The sequence below is a fragment of the Maribacter polysiphoniae genome (assembly GCF_003148665.1).
Taxonomy (GTDB): Bacteria; Bacteroidota; Bacteroidia; order Flavobacteriales; family Flavobacteriaceae; genus Maribacter_A; species Maribacter_A polysiphoniae.
In genome coordinates, this window is the sequence record NZ_QGGQ01000012.1 from 1 (window position 1) to 24,268 (window position 24,268).

Consider the following 24,268-nt stretch of genomic DNA (forward strand, 5'->3'; position numbering starts at 1 on the left):
GTAGCTTAAGGCTACTTTATAGAATATGATTTCTCCCTATGGTCGAAATGACTTAGGGATAAAACGATTGGGGAATTACATCAAGGTGAGCTTATAGCCAGGATAAATATGTACATGATGCGATTCCTCCTCGCATGGCTCGTTCGGAATGACTTTTAGATTCATTAGGGCAATCCGTCATTTCGAAGGAGTGAAAGGACTGAGAAATCACACTGGTAGCTTAAGGTTACTTTATAGAATATGATTTCTCCCTATGGTCGAAATGACTTAGGGGTAAAACAATTGGGGAACCACATAAAGCCGAGTCTGAACCCAGGATTTTTAAGTATAGGATGCAATCCCATATTTTTAGTGATTCTAATGGCACTTCTTCCCTCCTTAAGCAAGAACAACTATCGGTAGATCATCGCATTCTTGAATGCACCCTTTCCTGTGGTTAAGTCCAATAAGAATCCGTTTATAACCGCATATTCGGGTTTTCCATTCTTTTCCAACAGGAAGGTAGGATTAATACCTACCTGCAATTGAAGTTCGGTCGATTCATAGGCACTTCCCACAATGTTCAAGGGAATGGGTGATTCCAACGCGTTTAAAGGAATTTTAGCTATCCGTATAAAGGTATATCCTTGCTGTAACAGTTCCATGGCATTAATCTGTTCCAATTCAGCCAAGGTGTTTAGGGTTTTTGGATATACTTTCCCTTGTTTTATGGTATAACCCGTGGCATCGATAGTTTCATACCCATAATAGGTCGACAAATCCCCTTGGTCCAAAATACGGCTACTGTACCAAAAGTCGTTTTTTCCTTCTTTGTCAACTTCCAATCTATTTATACCTAAATCAAGGACATAATTTTTATCCAAAAGGCGATAGGTGGCGTTGGTGATTTTCAAATCAAACAATTTCCTGTCATTTTCGGGGATCTTTTCATAATCCGCAATGGGAATATCCTTATAATTCCCTTCCGCAATCGTATAGATGGCCGAAAGTATGGATACATAATTGAGTTTCCGTATTTCCTGCTTTTCCACATCATTGGCATATCCACCGGATTCTATTAAAATGGTGCTTGTGCCCCACTTTTGTATATTATCCCCAAAGGCCCGTGGTTCAAAATCATCATTGTAACGCCCTACTTGCCCTGGAGCATATTTCTGGATGATATTGTTCATAAAAACAATGATTTTCATGGCATTTCCACGTGTTTCATTAATGTCCTTTTCATAATTATAGGCAGGAGCCAAATAGGAAACCGTGGCTGGCTTATCGGTGCGCTCGGCATTGTAATAGGTGCTTTGATCGTGAAGATTAAAGCCGAAATCGGCCTTTAAGCTATCCCTTACCCGTTTTAAGGTTTGGCTTTCCGGGGATTGTAACCGTAGTGCATCCCGATTTATGTCGACCCCCAATACGTTTCTTCGCTGAAAACGTTCTGCCCCATCGGGATTCAACATCGGCAAAAAGTGGAGGGTTAGGTTGTTAAGGATTTCCTCTTTTTCAGACTTAAAATCCCCACTGGATAGAAAATTGAGGATATCGAAAATAGCCTGGGTGGCAGTTGGCTCATTCCCATGCATTTGGGACCATAAAAAGACATGGGTCTTACCCGAACCGATACTGATCAAACTCAAATCGCGTCCTTCAATGGACTCCCCCACCTTGTTTATCGTAAATATGGGGTTAGCGGCATGTTTGGCAATCAACGGTTGTAAATCATGGTGTTTTATACGCCGTATATTCAATTTTTGTTCCTTGTAGGTATCATAGGTACTATAGAGTTCCGAGGTGATATCCGAATTTTGGGAATATACGGGATGGAATAGGATAAGGCTTAAGAAGAGCACTATTAACTTTGGATTCATATTATTTGGTATTGTTTGGTAGTGGTTTAAATCCGTAATTTTTTGTCGCCTTTCTGACCTTGGACATAAATTCCTCCCCAGGATCCGATTTTGTCGTTCGGTATCCTTCATCTTTTTCCAACCATAATTCATGTCCTTCAAAAAGGGTATATTCATGGTGTCCGATGACATATTCAATATCGTACTTTTCAGCCAAATACTTCACCAGCCAAATATTCGATTTTAATTGTGCCTTGGTCAGTGGGGTGTCTTCAGTACCCCCAACGTTTTCAACCCCAATAGCACAATGGTTCAACCCAATAACATGCCTCCCCATAGTGGTTTCCGGTATCAATCGGTAAACAGTGCCGTCACGATCGATCAAAAAATGGGCAGAGACATTCAAGCCACTGACACTCTCAATATCTGGTCTCCAATTCGGTAATTTTGGATCATGGAAAGCCTCAAAGGACTTTTCAAAGGTTGGGATGGCGGTCCAATGTAACACAACCATCTTAGGTACAATGGTTGGTTCTTTTTGATCCAAACCATATCTGTCCTTTAAATATTTTAATGTAAGTTCATTGCGTTCCTCATTGAAAACAACGGGTTTGTCCACAATATTCCTAGTACTTGAGCATGCCGTAACAGCGAGTAGGACGAAAAGCGGTAAAATCTTATTCATCATGTTTGATTTTAATCGTTTAAAGGTAAAGAATCCAATTTTTCTTTTAAAACGGCATATTCAATAATTATCTTTCTTTTTCCCCAATTAAGTGCCGTATCGATTTGCTTTCCCATATAAATGTCAATCTTGTTTTTCCATCTGGGATGCATCTTGTCATTAATATAAAATGTATCGGGAAAAGTATCGATCCGCACCATGGTACCATATTTTAAACCCTTTGCGATCAAATCACGGGAAACGGCCAATGATTTTACCCCAGGTTTCAACGTATCGCCCCAAGCGGTGATGGTAGGTGCCTCATTGGTTTGGGAAGGCAGGGAATTGTAGGCGGTAGCCGTAACTTCCAAAGGGATCCAAACATAGGGATCCTCTTCTTTATCCTCTTTACATCCCCAGAAAATGGAAATGATAAGAAAGCCAATAAGTTTATTGTTGCTCATGCCCCGATCTTGTTTTATTCTCCAAAACCAAAATATCAATACCTTTTTCCCTCCAATATTTGGTTTTTTCAATAGGGACTTGGGTAAAAGCGTATGAAAATGAACTTAGGATAATATCCTGGTCCCCATCATTATCGACATCACCGGCATCCATAAGCAACCATCGGGCAAAGTTGGCCTCTTCAAGGGTCGCATCCTCAAAAGTAAAGTCCTGCGCATTTTTGTTTTCCAAGTAAACAAATGATGATTCTTTAGGATTATGGTAATTCGGGAATGTGGATAACAGTCCAAAATCGATATCCCCATCCTGATCAAAATCCCTTGCAACCACCCTAGTGGCACCGTTCAAGGGATAAAAGTATTTCTCTTCAAAATGATTACTCCCATCATTGATATGCAACCGCATACCATGATAAGGTTTGGGAATAAACGTGAGGTCGGCATTATCGCCGTTGACCGTTACAATATCGACATCCCCATCATTATCATAATCGATCAACTCAAACCAACTACTCCCATAGATGGGACTAAAACGAATGACCTTATCCATGGTGAATTTCAAATCATCTTCTTGGTAGAATATGGTAATACTCTCATCCCCTTGGGAAAATAAAGCCACAATATCCTTTCTCCCATCTCCGTCCATATCCTTGACAACGGATCGAATCACTCCCGGAAGTCCAGATAGGACTTGCTTTTCAAAACCTGTGGAATCATTCGATTTCAATATGGAGAGCTTTCCGGTAAGGTACCCGAATTCGCTGATGATAAGTTCATCCTTCCCATCCCCATTCAGATCATCGACTACCGTATGTACGGGTCTGTGCAAAACTTGGGGTAAATGGGTAGTGGTCCCTTCTTTTTCGACGAAGACCCTACCGGAAGGAATCTCGGAGGGATTTAATTTACCCACTGCCGTAATATAGGTGGTATGTTGTGATTTATTAAAGGCGGTTATTGGTCGGGAATAGGCATTCAAATAACGCAATCTACCTGTCGTGTAATCATAGTTCAAAAGCCTTCCTGCCATATCCCCGAGTTCTATTTTGCCCGAAGGGCCATCAAAATTCAGATAAGTGAACATTAACCCGGGTAAGGTGTCAAAGGAAATAGGTCTTGGTCCGAAAATAGCTATTTCATGATGTGTTATCTCCCTATTGGGCATGGAAACGGAATCTGGGGCCTGTTGAATGATATAATCCTGCAATAGCTGCCAATCCTCATTTTTGATTGTTTGGGGTAAGGAATATATTCCTGATTTCATCATGGCTTCCTGCTCCTGATACGAACGGCCTTTATACGGATTGTAATTTGGATTTCGAACACCCATTCTCGCCCCCATATCGGGCAGCACCTTGTTTTTCCATAGTTCTTTGGAAAGCGATTGAATATCTGGGGGTATGTGGCATGCAGCACAACGGGCTTGGTATAGGGCCAAAGCTTTTTTTTCTTTGTTCTTCGAGCAGGATGAACTTAATAAACTTAAAATGGCAACGAAATAGATATATCTAAAAATGCGCATTGGGGTGTGTTGATTACAGGTTCTTCAACCGGTTTTGCCTAACTTCTTGATGCCATATACCGTAAAAGTACATGAAACTGTGCCTTTCGATAATTTTAGGTTTTAACCAAAAATCGGATGTTCTATATATTTTAGGCAATTTATAAAATATGTTTTAGCAAATGTGGGATTGAATTCATAAAAGGGAAAAAGAAATATTAAATTTGTGTGTAAACCGTATTGAAGTTATGAAGGTAGTAAAAAGAGTTGTTGTTCCTGTACTTATCCTCCTTGCAGGAATTATTTGGTTCAATTATCCAAAACTGAATATCATATCCGGATTTGCCGCAAAAAGCATGGCTTCCAACCAATTCATCGCCCACCGTAGTATGGAATCGGTCAATGCGAATGACCATAACGTCCCCATGATTAAGTTGGCCCATGCAGAAGCTATCAAGAACGGTGCGATGGCTACAGTATATGGACTAATGAAGCGTAAGGCCATTTGCAATGAAGGTAGCGGCTGTGTTTTGATAAACGATGATTATGATATCAATGCATACCAATTTACGCCCCATAGGACCCATACGGCATCGAATCTTCCTTTTCCTTATGGTGATGCAGCCCCTAAGGATACTGTTTTTGATAATGTGGATTACCAACAACTTAATAAAGCAATTGACGGCGCCTTTGCCAATGCTGAAATCCAAAAAACAAGAACCGTTCTGGTTGCTTATAAAAACCGTATTGTCGGGGAAAAGTATATTGATGGATTTACCAAGGATACACCAATTTTAGGATGGTCAATGACCAAAAGTATTTTGGCCACCCTTTATGGTATATTGGAATATGAAGGTAAGATTGATTTGAAGGTACCGGCTCCTATTGAAGACTGGCAACAAGACGAACGAAAAAACATTACCCTGGACCATTTGCTAAGAATGCAGAGTGGATTGGCTTGGGACGAGGATTATACTGCAATTTCCGATGTTACCCGAATGCTATTTTTGGATGCGGATATGACCTTGGCCCAAAAAGAAAAAGAAGCAATTGCCGCTCCGACGGAACTATGGAATTATTCCTCAGGTACAACGAACCTACTCTCGGGAATATTACGCGATCGTTTTGAAACCCATCAAGAGTATTTGGATTACCCCTATAAGGCATTGATCGATAGGATCGGTATGAACTCCATGCTCATTGAAACCGATATGAAGGGGAATTATGTTGGTTCTTCCTATGGGTGGGCCAATACCCGTGATTGGGCAAAATTCGGTCTCCTTTACCTAAATAAGGGTGATTGGAATGGGGAACGGCTTTTTGATGCCTCATGGGTGGATTATATTACGACACCAACCGCATTTTCGAAAGGTACTTATGGAGCCCATTTTTGGCTCAATGCAGAAGGGGAATATCCCGATGTCCCCAAGGATTTATATTCAGCGAATGGGTATCAAGGTCAGTACGTCTTCGTAATTCCTTCCAAGGAATTAGTGGTTGTACGTACCGGACTTGCAGAAGACCCTGAATTTGATGTGAACGCTTTCTTGAGTGAAGTGATAAAAGCAATCCACTAGTTTTCAAAGAAATTGGAGCTGATTTAGTGTTTTTCTTTTATTAAATATCAATTTTTAGGGTTTTCACCACAAAACTTCACAAGGTTACAACAAGAGTTTTTGTTCTAGGGAGGTTGATGTTACATTTACCGTGTAATAATCAAGTAAATAATTTTTTTCATTTTCATATAGTGTTCTCGTAAAAGAGTCTTGTCCATTAAGGGTGAGGCTCTTTTTAGTTTGGGGATTCTAAAAAACAAGGAGAACCAATTTAATCCCTTATACAACGTATGGAAAAGCCATAGTTCTTGCTAAGGTTGATTATATTCAATTCTCCCTCATCAAGTAATAAATATCTCGCCCAAGCACTACCTTCATGATATTCTGTCGCGGTCCAAAAATAGGGCAGTGATCCCTTATCAAAGAAAATCCCATCTCTATTTCGTTTTCCTCCAGGTAAAGCCTTAAAACTTCCATTATTCATCTTTTCTGCAGCTTCCCACGGGCCGCCGAGATAATCAATCAATACTAAATATTCGTCATACGTTGCCACATGCCATCCTTCCGGGGCAATATTTCGTTCATCACTGGCGGCATACCAATTATATAGCTTACCATAAATATTGGAATTGGATACATCGTTGTCATAATTGCAATATGCCCCCGTTTCGGTATTATTCCATAATGATTTGTCCTGTATTTTCTCTATAGGGTCTCCGTTCTTATATTTGGTGACATTCAGGTTTTCTACGGTCCATACCTGTGTACCAATGGCTACTGTAGTATAAACGTTGCCATCAATATCCTTTATAGTGCTTTTTAATGGTTTTAAATATACCGAATTTCCATAGGCCGTGCCTACATTATTAGTGGCATAAGCTCTTACATAATATGTCGAATCACTGTGCAGACCAACAATTGTACTGGAAAAAGAACCTATCCCCATTCCATTATTGGTTTTCTGATCGGCAATTGTTGGAAGGGGATTGACACTCCAACAGACTCCCCTTGCCGTTACCCCTCCTTTACCTTCAAATACTATGGTTCCTCCACTTTTTCCCGTTGTGGATGTTACCAATGATAGAGGTGCAGTTTGCACTATGGGAAGGTCGGAACCATTCGTTTTAAAAGTAACTTCTTCGCCATAAGTCGTCCCTTCGGCATTGCTGGCATAAGCCCGAACGTGGTAATCGGTATTTGGTGACAAGTACTTTAGCTCACTTATAAAACTACCGTCCCCGTAGCCGTCTACAGTTTTTATATTTTGAATAGTTGGTAAAGGAACAGTATCCCAACATATGCCCCTTGAAATTACAACTCCCTTACCGTCGTTATCAATACGCCCCCCACCAATTGCCGTGGTTTCACTAATGAAACTAATTTTAGTTGTAATTACTATGTTAATTGATTCTTGATCCTTATCTCTCTCACATCCCATAAAAAGAAAAGCACTGACAAACAGTACTTTTGAAAAAAAACTCTTGTTTCTTATTAAAGTGAACATTTAAAAATTTATAGGATCTAAACATCAATTTAATGAATTTAAAATAAAGTTAAATGTTATGGCTATTTCAGAGATTTCATAATCACTTTACTATTTCCAAATAAATAGATGGGAATCATGGAATCCAGCTATTCTTGTCGAAGTTGGGTTTGCGTTTCTCCAAAAAGGCATTCCGTCCTTCCTTCGCCTCTTCAGTCATATAGGCCAATCGGGTTGCTTCCCCTGCAAATACCTGTTGTCCTACCATGCCATCGTCGGTAAGGTTCATGGCGAACTTCAACATTTTTATTGAGGTGGGTGATTTCTCCAGAATTTCCTGAGCCCATTCATAAGCGGTATCTTCCAATTCTTCATGAGGGATCACAGCATTCACCATTCCCATTTCATAAGCGTCCTGAGCGTTGTAGTTTCGACCTAAAAAGAAAATCTCACGTGCTTTTTTCTGTCCGACCATTTTGGCCAAATAGGCAGAACCATACCCGCCATCAAAACTGGTAACATCGGCATCGGTCTGTTTAAAAAGGGCATGCTCCTTACTGGCTAAGGTCAGGTCACAGACCACATGGAGACTATGTCCGCCACCAACGGCCCAACCCGGGACTACGGCGATTACCACTTTCGGCATAAAACGGATCAAACGCTGTACTTCGAGAATATTAAGACGGTGCATACCATCCTCACCAACGTAGCCTTTATGTCCACGAGCCTTTTGGTCACCCCCACTGCAAAAAGAATATACCCCATCCTTTGTAGACGGACCTTCTGCTGAAAGTAGAACAACCCCTATGGAAGTATCTTCCTGGGCATCATAAAATGCCTTGTACAGTTCACTGGTGGTCTTTGGCCGAAAGGCATTGCGCACATTGGGCCTGTTGAAGGCGATGCGGGCAACCCCATTACTTTTTTTATAGGTGATGTCCTCAAATTCCATGGCGGTTTTCCAACTGGCTTTTTGCATGTTATCGGTTTTTGATGTGCAACAAAATTAATAAGTGCAAAGTAACACAATTTGATAAAATTATGGGTTAAGGTTGTCTTCGTCTTTTTCCAAAAAATACTCACCATCAGTTTTTCTGACAAAGAGACCAAAATTCGGAAATCGATATATGAATGTTAAAAGTGTGGCTAAATTATTTATATTTGAGTACTCCCCCATTTTTTATTAGCTATTGCAGTAGTAGAGCACAGCTTGGAAAAGGAAGCGAACTTGGTTCACTTACCTCCTATCTTTAATTTAAATAAAATGCATTTTTATGAAAACGGAAATTTTAGGTTTATTAATGGTAATGTTATTGGTTTCTTGCAAAGAAGAACCTCAGATGGTCCAAAGGGAAATCAAACAATACACTATTGATCAGTTCATGGACAATGAGTCTGTAGGTGGAGGAAGCTTTTCTTATGACAATAACAATTTATTGGTTTCCAGTAATCGGTCAGGTATTTATAATATCTATACGATTCCTGTTAAAGGGGGTGAAATGACAGCGATTACCGCATCGGATAGTACATCCGTTTTTGCGGAATCATACTTTCCAAATGATAATAGGATGCTTTACAGCGCAGATGGCAATGGAGATGAAATAGATCATCTTTTTGTACGGGAGTTGGATGGTTCGATCAAGGACATAACCCCTGCGGAAGGTGCCAAAGCAGGTTTCTATGGATGGTCAAAGGATAAAAACCATTTGTATTACGGGTCAAATAAAAGAGACCCACGGTTTTTTGATGTATATAAATTATCGATCGATGACTATACATCCGAAATGATCTACCAAAATAATGACGGCTTGGATTATAGTGAAATGTCAGATGATGAGAATTTTATCGCCTTATCAAAGGTGATGAACACCAATGACAGTGATTTATTTATCTATAATGTAAAAACCAAGGAAACAGCCAAAATCAATGAAAACCGAAGTGCAAATTCCGCCCAGGATTTTTCGGTGGATAATTCAACTTTTTACTACACCACTGATGATGGTGGTGAATTCTCCTATTTGATGTCCTATGATTTGGAGACCAAGGAAAAGAAAAAGGTCGTTGAGAAGTCTTGGGACATTATGGGAAGTGGTTTTACCTCGCAAGGAAATTACATGGTAGTTTATACCAATGAAGACGGAAAAAATGCCATTGATATATTGGATGCCAAAACAATGCAGCCTATTGATATGCCGGATTTTGATAACAAGAGTATTACAAGTGTCAATTTTAGTGATAACGAAGAATGGATGCGGATGTATGTTGGTGGTTCTAATGCACCTTCAGATTTGTATACCTATAATCTTAAGACCAAGGAACAATACAAATTGACCCATGTTTTGAATGATGCTATTGATGCTGAAGATTTGGTCAATGCCAAAGTGATTCGATTTAATTCGTTTGATGGCACGGAGATTCCTGCCATTTATTATTTGCCATATCAGGCTTCCGAAACCAATAAAGTACCGGCCTTGGTATGGGTGCATGGCGGTCCTGGTGGTCAGACACGTCAAAATTTCAGCTCTTTGATCCAGTATATGGTCAATCATGGCTATGCCGTTTTGGCCGTGAACAATCGTGGCAGTAGTGGCTATGGAAAGACCTTTTTTAAAATGGACGATAAGAATCATGGTGAAAAAGATCTCCAGGATTGTGTAGAGGGTAAAAACTGGTTAGCCGAACAGCCTGAAATCGACGGCGAAAAAATAGGGATTATTGGCGGGTCGTATGGTGGATACATGACGATGGCGGCATTAACATACACTCCAGAGGAGTTTGATGTAGGTGTTAATTTATTTGGTGTCACCAATTGGCTGCGTACCTTAAAAAGTATTCCTCCGTATTGGGAATCGTTTCGAGAGGCCCTGTACCTGGAATTGGGTGATCCCTATTCGGCGGATTCCGTTCGTTTAAGACGTATTTCACCTTTATTCCATACCGACAAGGTTACCAAGCCCTTAATAGTACTACAAGGCTCAGAAGACCCAAGGGTTTTACAAGTAGAGTCCGATGAGATCGTGGCAGGCGTACGGAAAAACAATGTTCCTGTGGAATATGTATTGTTTGAGGATGAAGGTCACGGCTTTGTAAAAAAGGAAAATCAAATAGAAGCGTATAGCCGAATATTGAAGTTTTTGGACCGATACCTTAAAAAAGAGCACCTACCTGTTGAGGGAGAAGTCCCCAAAATTGAAATTGAAGAGGAAGAGTGATGCTTTTCCCTTTACCGATAACAGCAGTTTCGACAATCGTAATTTTATAGATCATCCAACCCTAAACACCCTTGTTTCCCTATGAGAGAAACTTTTATGAAAATCATACAACGTTCATCATTTTAGTACCAATGAACAACCATATATGAAACCAACCAAACAAAACCAACAACAGGTAACCGAAGTCTATGACAAATGGCTTCACAGTTACTTAAATGGGGATATTGAAACCTATGATTCTTATTTTGACAATGCCTTTCATTTTATAGGTTCTACCAATAATGAAGAGTTTTTGAACAGAAAGGATACCACTGATTTTTTTAGGAATACCGCAGAACAATTTTCAGGAAAGACCCAGTTACGCAATGAAACCAAAATTGTTGAACAGTTTGGGGAATTGGTAATTATAACCCACATCTTCGATGCATGGTTCTCGAATGGGGAAATTTGGAATTTTTATGACCGATTTCGATTCAGCAATGTATTGGAGAAGAATAATGATGGTTGGCATTTTGTGTATCAACATTATTCTACACCCGATAGCAAGGCCCAAGATGGGGAAACGCTGGGCTTGGATAAGATAAGCAAGGAAAACCTAGAGTTAAGGGAAGCTATACAACGACGGACTATTGAACTCGAAGAAAAAAATGGGGAACTTGAAATTGAGGGAGCCTTAGAGCGTATTCGAGCAAAGGCCTTGGTAATGATCGTCTCTGAAGACCTTTTGGATGTGGTGGTGACCTTACGGACTGAATTTCTCAAATTGGGTTACGAGGCACAGTATTTCTGGCATATGATGTGGTTGCCAGATAAATATGAGAAAGCCATGACCTCGGGTGATGGTACCCGTATTGGCATGGTGATGGAACTCCCTAGACATATGCACGGGGATATTCCACTATTGGCCCAATGGGAAAAAAGTACCGATCCCATAGTTGTTTATGCCATGGACGCTGAAGCTGCCATTGATTATGTGGATAAAATGATCACATTGGGCAATTTTCAACAGATCGACCCCCAAGCCCCTACCCATGATGATATTCGGCATATTGGTGGACTAACCTTTGTTATGGCGCGTACCACCCACGGGGAAATAGGATATAGCCTGCCCGGTGTAGTTGAAAACCCTCCAAAGGAGGACCAAAAAATCTTAGTGAAATTTGCAGAAGCCTTTGATTTGGCACACCAAAGATTTCTTGACCTTCAAAAATCTGAAAAACAAGCGCGTGAAGTCCAGATCGAATTGGCATTGGAAAAAGTGCGAAGTAGAACCATGGCCATGCATCATAGTGATGAATTGCAGGAAACATCATTTCTATTGGATCAACAAGTAAGAGCTTTGGGTATAAAGACTTGGGGTTGCGCTTTCAATATTTATGGGGAAAACGAATCTACCGAATGGTTTGGTAATGAAGCAGGGATTTTACACACCTACACAGTTCCAAGGGCCGGGATATTCAAGAAGTATTACGATAGAGGTCAAAACGGGGAAACACTATATATTCAAGAATTTTCAGGTGATGAATGTGTGGCCCATTATGAATTTATGAGCTCCCTTCCTGTAATTGGCGACGTTTTAAAACAATTAAAGAAAACCAATAACGGTTTCCCTACCTATCAAATAGACCATGTCGTCTATTTTAAATATGGGTATTTGTTATTTATCACCAGGGAACCGGTACCGGATGCCTATGATATTTTCAAACGTTTTGCAAAGGTTTTTGAGCAAACCTATACACGTTTCATAGACCTTCAAAAAGCCGAAGCGCAAGCACGGGAATCACAGATAGAAACCGCTTTAGAGCGAGTACGTACACGTACAATGGCCATGCAACACAGCAACGAACTTCCTGAGGCCGCCAACGACCTGTTTTTACAAGTTCAGGAACTGGGCATTCCAGCTTGGAGTGCGGGCTATTGTATTTGGACAGATGATAAAAAAGGGGCTACCGCATTTATGAGTAGTGAGGGCGTTATTCAAAAGCCATTCGTATTGCCCAACGTTGGTGTGGGTTATGATTTTGATACACCTTTAAAAAACGGGGAAAATTTTCATATTGGTGAACTAGGCGGTGAACTCATTAAAGAACATTATGTGTTTATGCGTACACTTCCCGTCTTTGGTGAAGTGATCGAGGGTGTCCTAAAAGCAGGACATCCACTTCCCTCCTTTCAAATATTCCATATATGTTATTTCAAATATGGTTATGTAATGTTCATTACCTATGAAAGAGTACCAAAATCCCATGACATATTCAAGCGTTTTGCCACGGTATTCGAACAGACTTATACCCGTTTTTTGGATCTACAGGTAAAAGAAGAGCAGGCCACTGCCCTACATACCGAAAAAAAGAGATTGGAAGATACACTTTACAATCTTCAAACTACACAAAAGCAATTGATCCAAGCCGAAAAGATGGCAAGTTTGGGAGAACTAACCGCTGGCATTGCCCATGAAATACAGAATCCGTTAAACTTCGTCAACAACTTTAGTGAAGTCAGTAATGAACTTATTGATGAAATGAACGAGGAACTGGATAAAGGTGATTTGGAGGAAGCAAGGTTCATTGCAACGGATATCAAACAAAACCTTGAAAAAATAAACCATCACGGTAAACGTGCAGACAATATTGTAAAGGGTATGCTGCAACATTCAAGAAGTAGTAGTGGCAAAAAGGAACCAACTGATATCAATACCCTTGCAGATGAGTATTTGCGCTTGGCCTATCATGGTCTGCGGGCAAAGGATAAATCATTTAATGCCGAACTGATAACTGATTTTGACGAGCATATTGGAAAAGTAAACATGATACCGCAAGACATGGGGCGAGTTATTCTCAATTTAATTACGAATGCCTTTTATGCCGTTAACGAGAAAAAGCAAAAAGACACAGATTTTAAACCTATAGTCTCTGTAAGTACCAAAAGCCTAGGTAACCATATTAGCATTAGTGTTTCTGATAATGGTGATGGCATTCCCGAAAAGGTCAAAGAGAAAATATTCCAACCCTTTTTTACTACCAAACCAACAGGTCAAGGTACTGGTCTGGGGCTAAGCATGAGCTATGATATTGTGACCAAAGGGCATGGGGGGAAACTCCATGTAGAAACCATAGAAAATGAGGGAACGCAATTTAATATTACGTTGCCAGTATAGTAGTGTAATTGTGACCGAACCAATAAAAATGAGATGAAAGCAAAGACCAGATTCATTACTGCTCTAATCTGCCTAATAACTTCTTTTGGATTTGCCCAAGTGAAGCAACAGCAGATAAACCCCACCTATTTAAGCATTGCCGATGGTCTTGCCTCTCCAGACGTAAAAGAGGTTTTACAAGATAGCTATGGTTTATTATGGATTGGAACAAGTAATGGCCTACAAAAATATGATGGCTACAGATTTGAGACGTTTAAACATGTACCAAACAACCCCTATAGTTTACTTACTAATGGTATTTGGGGCCTTGCAGAGGATGCAAACCAAGATATATGGGTGGCAACGGACGAAGGAGTATCCAAGTATGACCGAAAGAAAAATGAATTTATCAATTATGCTTTTGTGGAACTATTTGATTTACCCCCAGACGTAGGTCGTGTTTTTACCGTTTTTATTGATTCTCAACAACGCATTTGGGCAGCTACACAAGCAATGGAATTGGTGAAATATAATCCTGAAACTGATAGCTGGGGTTTTGCCGAGTATGACATCCCAAATATAACCGACCCAGACCATAATGGTTTTAGTATTGCAATAACCGAAGATGCACAAGGAGGTATTTGGTTTGGCTCCACCCTTTATGGTTTAATGCACATGAGTAAAGACGAAAAAACCTTTAAGCCGGTAAAAGCTGATAATTTGGAAGGGTTTGACTTCGTAAATCCAAATAATCATATCTCATCAATATATTCGGATACCAACAATATACTTTGGTTAACCACTCGTAAAGGCATATACAAATTCAATCCGAAAACCAATAACCTAAAAACCCTTGTCGACTACAGTGATTCCGAAACTAGACTTTACGATAGGCTGAATAAGATTTTACCTGACCAACAGGGTAATATATGGATCACCAATAATTTTAAGGGAATATTAAAATTTGATGGAATTACGGATAATTACCAAGAAATTACAATCGCAGGAAAATTAAAAATGAATGGTGCTATGTGGGACATTACAATGAGCCATTTAATTGTTGATCGTAGCGGTATTTTTTGGTTTGGGAGTTTGGAATCCGGTTTATTGAAATACGACCCGATCAACAAACCATTTTCCTATTTTTCCCATATAGAAGAGGACCCTCTGAGTATTAGCCCTAATGGCGTTTTTGGCATTCTTGCTTCTACCGTAAAACCAGGCACCATGTACGTTGGATCGAGAGGTGAGGGATTGAATATTTTTGACCCAAAAAAACGAAGCTTCGAAAAAGTAGCTTTTGATGTCGTTGATGATTATTTTGGTGGATCTGTAAGAAGTATTGCGGAAGACCCAGATGGCACCCTTTGGTTGGGTACTTGGGGCGATGGATTAATTGAACTGGATAAAAATTATCGTGAAATCAACAGGTACAAATATGAAGCTGATAATACCAATACCCTATCTAACACGCAAGTACGTGTCATTAGGGCAGATGGGCGAGGCAAACTCTGGGTTGGCACCAATAATGGAGTAAATATTTTTGACCCTGCTACTGGAAATTTCCAGCGATTGATGAGCAAATTCACCCTTGCCTATCCACAAAATTTAGTGAAAGAATTTGATACATTATCCCGATCAGATCAAAGTATGGGACTCATTGATAAGGTCAAAGATTCTGAAGACCGCTCCCAAGCTATAGAAATAAATGAAGAGGACACCTATTTTATCATGTCTGTAGGGGAAGGAGATTCCAGAAGTATGGCTGATTATGGATGGATAGAGAACGCACAAAACGATACGATATGGAAATTTAACAACTTTGAAGAATCTTATTATGCTGGAGGTGCAGCAAAAAATAGGATTGTCATGGCGCCTATAACACTTCAACCTGGCTCTTATACATTACGATTTAAAGCAGATAATAGCCATGCCTATGACGCATGGAATGAAGACCCGCCGGATCAAACGTCCCTATATGGTTTATCACTTATAAAACCTTTAAACGACAAGCAATCTGCATCATTTGAGCAACGTATTGCCGAAAATAAAAAAGGTATTGTAATGGGAGGTAACAATATTTCAGACATTGAAATAGGCACCAAATATATATGGGTTAGCGCGAATGGGCAAGGCTTGAATAGAATTGATCCTGAAACCAATGAAGTAACCTATTATGACTTTGACCCAAAAAAGGAAAACTCATTGTCTAGTACTAGTATTTCAGACATCCTAGAAGATAGTAAAGGTATTATTTGGCTGGCTACGTCAGAGGGAATTAATAAGCTTGACCCTGATACCGGAATATTCACCCAATTTACAGAGATCGATGGGCTTCCCACCAACCTCACAGAGGTAATTTTGGAAGGTGATAATGGTGAAATGTGGATTGGTACACAAAACGGAATCTCACAAATGGTTACCAACGAAAGTTTGGGTAAAGTAACCTTTATAAATTATAACACAACCGATGGTCTTGGTGGTGATATTTTTATACCCTTGGGCGCTGCACGCAGTACGGATGGTACTTTTTACTTTGGCGGCGATCATGGCCTCACCTCTTTCAAAAGTATCACGGCGAACAATACACCGCCTGATTTACTTATTTCTAATGTGTTGATCTCAAATAAATCGGTTTTGGATATGGGATCGGAAAGTCCGCTGACAACAAGTTTGCTAAACACCGATGTGCTTAATTTATCCCATCAACAGAACAACTTGAGTTTTGAATTTTCGGCCTTACACTTCGCAAATCCAGAAAAGAATCAATATGCCCACAAGCTTATCGGGTACGATGAAGATTGGATCTATGACAATCGAAATTTCGCCTCCTATACCAACTTATATCCAGGTGAATATCAATTTGCGATAAGGGCTTCCAACGCCTATGGTATCTGGAACGAAGAAGGAAAAATCTTAAATATCATTATTGCTGCGCCATGGTGGCAACGATGGTGGGCCTATGCATTGTATGCGGTGGTAGTACTTCTTGGCTTTATTATGGTAAACCGCTTTATGCGGGCAAAAATCAAACGAAAAGAACAAGAACGATCCCGTGAAAAAGAGTTGGCACATGCAAAGGAAATAGCAAAAGCCTACAACAAGCTAAAGAATACTCAGTCTCAACTCATCCAATCAGAAAAAATGGCCTCCCTTGGAGAACTTACAGCGGGTATTGCCCATGAAATTCAAAATCCATTAAACTTTGTCAACAATTTCTCTGAAGTTAGTAATGAACTCATTGATGAAATGAACGAGGAACTGGATAAAGGGGATCTTGAAGAGGCCAAGGCTATTTCATTGGATATCAAACAAAATCTTGAAAAAATATACCACCATGGTAAACGTGCGGACAATATTGTAAAGGGTATGTTACAACACTCAAGGAGCAGTAGTGGCACAAAAGAACCTACGGACATTAATGCTTTGGCTGACGAATATTTGCGGTTGGCTTATCACGGATTACGGGCAAAAGACAAATCATTTAATGCCGAACTGGTAACCGATTTTGATGAGCATATTGGAAAAGTAAATATAATACCCCAAGACATGGGGCGGGTAATCCTTAATTTAATTACGAATGCCTTTTATGCTGTCAACGAGAAAAAGCAAAAAGACAACAATTTTAAACCCATAGTTGCTGTCAGTACTAAAAAGACCGGAGATCATTTGGAAATTAAGGTAACGGATAATGGTGATGGTATTCCTGATAAAGTTAAAGAGAAAATTTTCCAACCTTTTTTTACTACAAAACCCACAGGGCAAGGTACCGGCTTGGGTTTGAGTATGAGTTACGATATCATTAAAGCCCATGATGGAGAAATTCACGTTGAATCAGAAAATCATATAGGCACAACATTTTGGATCACATTACCGGTCTAATAAATAACATCCAATACTTGTTATATCATGAACACTAAGGACGAAATAAACAAAGAAGAAACCAATTTAAACTCGTTGGCCTATCAATTGAAGCAACGAGAAGCGGAGCTATCCTTATTGAATAGTATACAAGATGCCATCAATAAAGAGATCGGTATGCAGGGTGTATATGATATGGTGGGGGACAATATACGGAACTTGTTTGATGCACAGGTTGTTGGCATTTACACCATTGATCATGATAAACAGATGGAAATTTTCAACTTTTTGTATGAGGACGGCGAATTGATTCGTCCAAAGCCAAGAAAGTTGGATGCTGTACGAAAACTTTTGATTGATGGGAAAAAGTTAATTCTAATTGATCAAAATTTACCCACCAAAGTTGCTGAAATTGCAGGAAAACCAGCACAAGCCGTTCCTGGAACCCGATTGCCAAAATCAATTTTATTGGTTCCTATGATGGTTAGAAATACGGTATTTGGATATGTTAGTATTCAAAATTTAGATAGGGAACTTGCCTTTTCGCCAACTGATATAAAATTATTGGAATCAATTGCCAATAGTATGGTCAATGGCCTTGAAAATGCACGCTTGTTCAATGAGGCCGAACAGCGGAATGCCGAACTTGCCGTTATTAATAGTGTACAGGAAGGTCTTGTTGCCGAAATGGATATGCAGGGCATTTACGATTTGGTAGGAGATAAAATCCGAGACCTTTTTGATGCACAAGTGGTCGCTATTTCTACGTTTGACCATAAAGATAAACTTGAAGAATTCAATTATGTATTTGAAGATGGCGAAAGATTTAATATTAACTCCCGTCCTATTGATATCTTAAGGCAAAAAATAATCGATTCAAAGGAATTTATCTATTTGAACGAAAATGTTGATGCAATGTGGACGAAGATTACCGGTGAGGTTCCTACCGTTATTCCTGGTACACAATTTACCAAATCTGCACTATACGTCCCGATGATAATGGGTAAGGAAGTGAGAGGCTACGTCAGTTTACAAAACGTTGAAAGCGAAAATGCCTTTTCAGAACCTGACATTAGGTTATTAAATACACTTGCCAATAGTATGACCGTTGCGTTGGAGAACGCTAGACTCTTCAATGAAACAACGCGACTATTGGAAGAAACAAAACAACGTGCAACAGAATTACAGACTGTTAATAAGATCAGCCATGCCTTAGTTGCCCAACTCGACCTAAAATCGCTTATCAAATTAATAGGTGATCAGATGCTTCAAACTTTTAATGCCGATGTTGTTTATTTGGCACTGCATGATAAGAAGGCAAACATGCTTCATTTTCCCTATATGTATGGAGAAGACGATGCGAAATCGAGGGAGTTTGGTAATGGAATCACGGAAAAAATCATTATCAATAATGAACCTTTACTTATCAATAAGGATATGGAAAAAGCATATGAGGAAATTGATGCTGATAAGAAAGGAAAATGGGTTCAATCATATCTAGGAGTTCCTATTGTAACGGGTAATACTGCCACAGGTGTCATTAGTGTTCAAAGTACGGAAAAAGAAAACCGTTTTAATGAATATGATTTACGATTACTTAAAACGATTGCTGCCAATGTTGGTGTAGCGATACAAAATGCTGAAGCCTATGAGAAATTGCAAATTGCTCTCAACGACCTTAAATCAGCACAAGAACAACTCATCCAAGTAGAAAAAATGGCAAGTCTGGGAGAACTCACCGCTGGCATTGCCCATGAAATCCAAAATCCGCTGAACTTCGTCAATAACTTTAGTGAAGTAAGTAATGAACTTATTGACGAGATGAACGAGGAACTGGATAAAGGTGATTTGGAGGAAGCAAAATGTATTGCGACGGATATCAAACAAAACCTTAAAAAAATAAACCACCACGGTAAACGGGCCGAGGGTATTGTAAAAGGGATGTTACAGCACAGTAGAAAAAGTACGGTGGAAAAAGAACCCACGGATATCAATAAACTGGCTGATGAGTATTTACGCTTGGCCTACCACGGATTAAGGGCCAAGGATAAATCGTTCAATGCTGAATTGGTAACTGATTTTGATGAGGGTATAGGAAAAGTAAATAGTATACCCCAAGATATGGGGCGGGTAATTCTCAATTTAATTACCAATGCCTTTTATGCCGTGAATGAAAAGAAGCAAAAAGATGTAAATTTTAATCCTATAGTTTCTGTCAGTACCAAAAAGAACGATGACCATATAACGATACATGTTTCAGATAATGGGAATGGTATTCCCGAAAAAGTTAAAGAAAAAATATTTCAACCTTTTTTCACCACCAAACCCACAGGTGAAGGCACTGGGCTGGGCTTAAGTATGAGTTATGATATTGTGACGAAGGGCCATGGGGGAAAATTAATGGTGGAAACAACAGAAAATAAGGGAACCACATTTATTATAGAATTACCAAATGCAACCAACAACTAGACCAGTATGAAGAACAAACCATTTATGAGACCAATATTCTTAATCAGTATCTTTTGCTACCTATTTTGGGTTTCTTGCCATAAACAAAGCAAGTCTGAAACGGAAACTACAGTAGGTGTTTATAAAGTTCCAGAAACCATACCGTTACAATTTTCGGAGCCAGAACCTTTTGAATGGGAAACCATAACCAATGATTCGCTGATAACCCCGGTAACCTACGATTTGAATGTGGATGCCCTGCCTAGCAAACCCTTTGAACTAAACACGTTTAAACCGTTAAAGTCCCCAATGAAGGAATATGATTTGGACTGGGACAGTTATCCTACGGGGGAATTAAAGTTTGATTCCGTACCCTTTACAGTGACCACAGCACCCATAAAAAAACCGACCATCACTAAAATGAAACCTCCAGGGATTATGGACGGTACCTATGTAAACTTATTACAACTCTCTACGAATGAAGGATTACCCACTAATGATGTTACTTCCTTTTTGGAAACCGAAGATGGGGCCATTTGGATGGGATCATCCATGAACTCAACACCCCTAGCCTACTATGATGGTGAGAACGCCTTTGTATATGATTACCCCGGAGTGTATAAAATGACCTTTGACCAACAAGGTAAGCTTTGGTTGGTAAGTCCGGGGCCTAATTTTTTAACGGTATTGGACTTTAAGAACGATATAGCATATACGATTACCAAGACAGACATTTTTACACCTTTCGATATTCTTTGCGACCATACAGGAACGATCTACATGAACTCCCTTACTGAAGGATTCTACGTAATGGATGCGGAAATGAAAAGTTTACGAAAGATTATAAATGAAGGCTCCAATAAACCTTGGAAGATATTTGAGGACAGCAAAAATAATTTATGGCTCAGTTATCAAGATGGTTTGAGCGTGTTGGACCCCTCCAGAAAAGAATTTAGAACAATTTCCAATATAGCCGAAATTGAACTTAACTCTATTGTTTGGGATATAAAAGAAGATGCCTATAACAATATTTGGCTGAGTTATCCTTACCCAACGCCCAATGGTAGTTCCAATGCTTCTTCCAGTGTTCTAAGATTAGCAATGGATAAGCAAAAAGTTAGCGTTTTAGGTTCTGAAAACGGGTATACCATTACAGGTGATAAAATAGAAGAGGATGCCCAAGGCAACTTATGGATATTCGGAGCGACAGAGGCCTTTCTACTAAGTGAAAATAGGGATGCTTCCAAAACAATTGCCCTAAACGCTGCTCTGCAAGGCTCTCTTAGGATACCAACCCCTTTAAAACGTAAGGATGGGTCTCTTTGGATTGCCACCACAGATAAAGGGGTGCTCATCGCCAATGCGTTTACCTTAAAAATGGAATACTTTGATACCTCCCGAGGTTTGATCAACGATGCAGTGTGGGAAATTGAAGAAGACTCTAGAGGTGACATATGGCTAGGAACGGCTGCGGGGATCAATATTATTGACTTAAATAAACATACGGTCAAATCCCTCAGTTTTTCCCAACTGCATAGTGTACCCAATACAATCAATTTTATCAAAGAAATATCACCGGACATGTATTATTTAAGTACAAGGCCCGGCTTTTCCATCCTTGATAAAAAGAAAAATAAACTTTCCGTATATGCCAATTCTTCCAACATTTTTGGTGCAGGTGTTTCTATTTTAAACGAACATACTTTTGCCAACTACTCTAGTTCAGGACTGTACATATTTAATATTGAAAACAACACCGTTAAAAAAGCAATCTCTAAAAATGGCGAAGAAATTCTAAAGGCAGGCAGCGGATCCGTCATAGCTTATGACAAAGAAATTCTTTGGATACCCACTGCCAATGGTCTAGCCAAAGTAGATTTAGAAACGAACACTGTTAGCTATCTTAGAAAAGAAGAAGGTCTTAGCGATGAAAATTTATCTACAGCCAAATTTTCTAATGAAGGTGAATTATGGATAGCTACCTTGAATGGTGTTAACGTACTTGATTTAGAACAAAATACACTTACCACAATAACAAAAGAAAACGGACTTTATCCTACAGATTTTTATGATCTGGCCGAAAAAGGGAGCATGATGTACGCTGGCAGTAGTAATGGTTTGGTTGCTATTCAGAAGGCCACCGTAAAAGAAACAAATAAAGGTTTCTATAATTTTAATGGTGGACTCGGTTTTAAATATAACGACTATTTACAAGGTTCCCCTAGATTTCTAAAAAATGGTCAGTTTTGGGCCGGTGTTATTAATTCATCTAGTGAATTTAGGCTAATGGTGTTGAATACTGAACCTAAAATTGATACTACCATAAGTACGGTTCAAATCAATAATATATTTGTAAAGGATGAAAACCCTGGGTTTGGCAATCAATATATTTCAGATTCTACCAATAACAAAAAGGCATCCTATGCCATTGATAATAGTATATCATGGGATTCAATTAAACGTCCTTATAACATTCCTGAAGGGCTTACCCTTCCTTTCGACCAGAACAGCCTTAGTTTTAGCTATGGAAGTAGTACTGTTTTAAATAGGGATAAATTAACCTATCGTTTTATTCTAGACGGAGAGGATGAAGATTGGAGTTATGCTGGAAATGCCACAAAAACCAAGAACTATTACAATTTAAAACCCGGTAATTATACCTTTAAAGTTGCCGTTAGAAATTCCATTGGCGATTGGTCCGTGCCAGATACACTTTCATTTAAAATAAATCCGCCATGGTGGCAAACGTGGTGGGCATACTTGATATTCGGTTTAATTGCAGCTAGTATTTTAAGGGCATATATTGTTTTTAGGGCCCGGAAATTAACCAAGGAAAATAAGCTTTTGGAAGAGCGGGTTTCCCATAGAACGGTACAGCTTAAAACCAAGATTGATGAGTTGAAGTCCACCCAATCCAAATTGATCCAATCGGAGAAAATGGCAAGTTTGGGAGAACTTACCGCTGGTATTGCCCACGAAATTCAAAATCCGCTAAACTTCGTCAACAACTTCTCTGAAGTGAACAAAGAACTTCTGGAAGAAATGGAAGAAGAAATTGAGAAAGGTAACTATGACGAAGTAAAAGCCCTGGCCAAAGATGTATCGGATAACGAGGATAAAATCATTTTTCATGGCAAACGTGCCGATGGTATTGTAAAAGGGATGCTACAACATAGCCGCAGTAGTTCGGGTCAAAAAGAGTTGACAGATATCAACACCCTATCAGACGAGTACCTTCGCCTAGCCTATCATGGTCTGCGTGCCAAGGACAAGACTTTCAATGCAACCTTGAATACGGATTTTGATGATTCTATAGGCAAAATCAACATCGTAGCACAAGATATGGGTAGGGTAATCCTAAACCTGATTACCAATGCCTTTTATGTGGTAAAAAAGAAAAAAGAAGAAAACCCAAAAGGTTATGAACCAACGGTATCGGTCGGAACCAAAAAGCAAGGAAATATGGTGTTGATCTCGGTTTCAGACAATGGTAACGGGGTGCCAAAAGAAGTACTGGACAAAATATTCCAACCCTTTTTCACCACAAAACCCTCAGGGGAAGGTACAGGGCTGGGCTTATCCTTAAGTTATGATATTGTAAAAGTACATGGTGGTGAGTTGACCGTACAGACAGAACAGGGAGAAGGCACCACCTTTACGATTTCATTACCATCAAAAAAATGAGCCCACTTTATAATTAATCATAAACCATAAAAAGAACAGAATATGAAAATATTAGTCGTAGATGATGAACAAGATGTAAAAGTGCTATTCCAGCAACGTTTTAGAAAGGAAATACGTCGGGCGGAACTGGAATTCGTATTTGCCTTTTCCGGAGAGGATGCGCTAAAAGTTATGAAGACCATGGAACAGGAGGCTGTCTTGATATTATCGGATATTAATATGCCGGGAATGAGCGGACTTGAATTATTGGATACCATTAAAAAAAACTATGTAAAACCACCACCGTTGGTTATGATGATTACCGCCTACGGAGATGAGGAAAATAGAACGATGGCTAAAAATCTTGGGGCTGATGATTTTCTAACCAAGCCTTTAGACTTTTCACTATTAAAGGATAAGCTTATAAATTTAACTTAGG

General features: G+C 39.4%; 13 protein-coding genes. 7 read left to right on the forward strand and 6 right to left on the reverse strand.

Translation table 11 applies throughout. The features are described from left to right. Positions 1 to 392: 392 nt before the first annotated feature. The 4 genes from LX92_RS18605 to LX92_RS18620 are packed head-to-tail and all read right to left on the reverse strand — an operon-like array spanning position 393 to position 4,491. Positions 393 to 1,862, reverse strand: a complete 1,470-nt coding sequence (locus LX92_RS18605) for a M14 family metallopeptidase (RefSeq protein ID WP_109653869.1) — start codon at positions 1,860 to 1,862, stop codon at positions 393 to 395. A 1-nt stretch (position 1,863) separates the two neighbouring features. Then, a complete protein-coding gene (locus tag LX92_RS18610; RefSeq protein ID WP_109654117.1) occupies positions 1,864 to 2,526 on the reverse strand; it encodes a peptidoglycan recognition protein family protein in 663 nt (220 codons plus the stop codon). A gap of 11 nt (positions 2,527 to 2,537) precedes the next feature. Further along, a complete protein-coding gene (locus LX92_RS18615) occupies positions 2,538 to 2,969 on the reverse strand; it encodes a 3D domain-containing protein (protein ID WP_109653871.1) in 432 nt (143 codons plus the stop codon). After that, positions 2,956 to 4,491: an FG-GAP repeat domain-containing protein gene (locus LX92_RS18620; RefSeq protein ID WP_109653873.1), complete on the reverse strand. Its 1,536-nt coding sequence runs from the start codon at positions 4,489 to 4,491 to the stop codon at positions 2,956 to 2,958. Before LX92_RS18620 ends, LX92_RS18615 begins: the two co-directional genes overlap by 14 nt. 227 nt (positions 4,492 to 4,718) lie before the next feature. Here LX92_RS18620 and LX92_RS18625 point away from each other — a divergent pair, with 227 nt between their 5' ends. Continuing rightward, positions 4,719 to 6,047 (forward strand): serine hydrolase domain-containing protein, encoded by a 1,329-nt coding sequence (locus LX92_RS18625; protein ID WP_109653875.1) that lies wholly within the window; start codon positions 4,719 to 4,721, stop codon positions 6,045 to 6,047. A gap of 250 nt (positions 6,048 to 6,297) precedes the next feature. Here the strand turns inward: LX92_RS18625 and LX92_RS18630 are convergent, their stop codons facing one another. Next, positions 6,298 to 7,530 carry an FISUMP domain-containing protein gene (locus tag LX92_RS18630; protein WP_109653877.1) on the reverse strand — a complete coding sequence of 411 codons (1,233 nt, stop codon included), beginning with the start codon at positions 7,528 to 7,530 and terminating at the stop codon, positions 6,298 to 6,300. A 115-nt stretch (positions 7,531 to 7,645) separates the two neighbouring features. Continuing rightward, on the reverse strand, positions 7,646 to 8,488 hold the full coding sequence (locus LX92_RS18635; protein ID WP_109653879.1) for a 1,4-dihydroxy-2-naphthoyl-CoA synthase: 843 nt from the start codon (positions 8,486 to 8,488) through the stop codon (positions 7,646 to 7,648). A 295-nt stretch (positions 8,489 to 8,783) separates the two neighbouring features. Here LX92_RS18635 and LX92_RS18640 point away from each other — a divergent pair, with 295 nt between their 5' ends. The 6 genes from LX92_RS18640 (at position 8,784) to LX92_RS18665 (ending at position 24,267) form a co-directional block, all read left to right on the forward strand. Next, positions 8,784 to 10,721, forward strand: a complete 1,938-nt coding sequence (locus LX92_RS18640; protein WP_109653881.1) for a S9 family peptidase — start codon at positions 8,784 to 8,786, stop codon at positions 10,719 to 10,721. A gap of 145 nt (positions 10,722 to 10,866) precedes the next feature. Beyond that, positions 10,867 to 13,878: an ATP-binding protein gene (locus tag LX92_RS18645; protein WP_109653883.1), complete on the forward strand. Its 3,012-nt coding sequence runs from the start codon at positions 10,867 to 10,869 to the stop codon at positions 13,876 to 13,878. Positions 13,879 to 13,911: 33 nt separating this feature from the next. Continuing rightward, positions 13,912 to 17,739: a sensor histidine kinase gene (locus LX92_RS18650; RefSeq protein ID WP_109653885.1), complete on the forward strand. Its 3,828-nt coding sequence runs from the start codon at positions 13,912 to 13,914 to the stop codon at positions 17,737 to 17,739. Positions 17,740 to 17,766: 27 nt separating this feature from the next. After that, on the forward strand, positions 17,767 to 20,187 hold the full coding sequence (locus LX92_RS18655; RefSeq protein WP_109653887.1) for a GAF domain-containing protein: 2,421 nt from the start codon (positions 17,767 to 17,769) through the stop codon (positions 20,185 to 20,187). A 24-nt stretch (positions 20,188 to 20,211) separates the two neighbouring features. Beyond that, complete coding sequence (locus tag LX92_RS22810; protein ID WP_223308416.1) at positions 20,212 to 23,850, forward strand: sensor histidine kinase; 3,639 nt, start codon at positions 20,212 to 20,214, stop codon at positions 23,848 to 23,850. A gap of 42 nt (positions 23,851 to 23,892) precedes the next feature. After that, complete coding sequence (locus LX92_RS18665) at positions 23,893 to 24,267, forward strand: response regulator (RefSeq protein ID WP_109653891.1); 375 nt, start codon at positions 23,893 to 23,895, stop codon at positions 24,265 to 24,267. The last annotated feature ends 1 nt before the right edge of the window (position 24,268 follow it).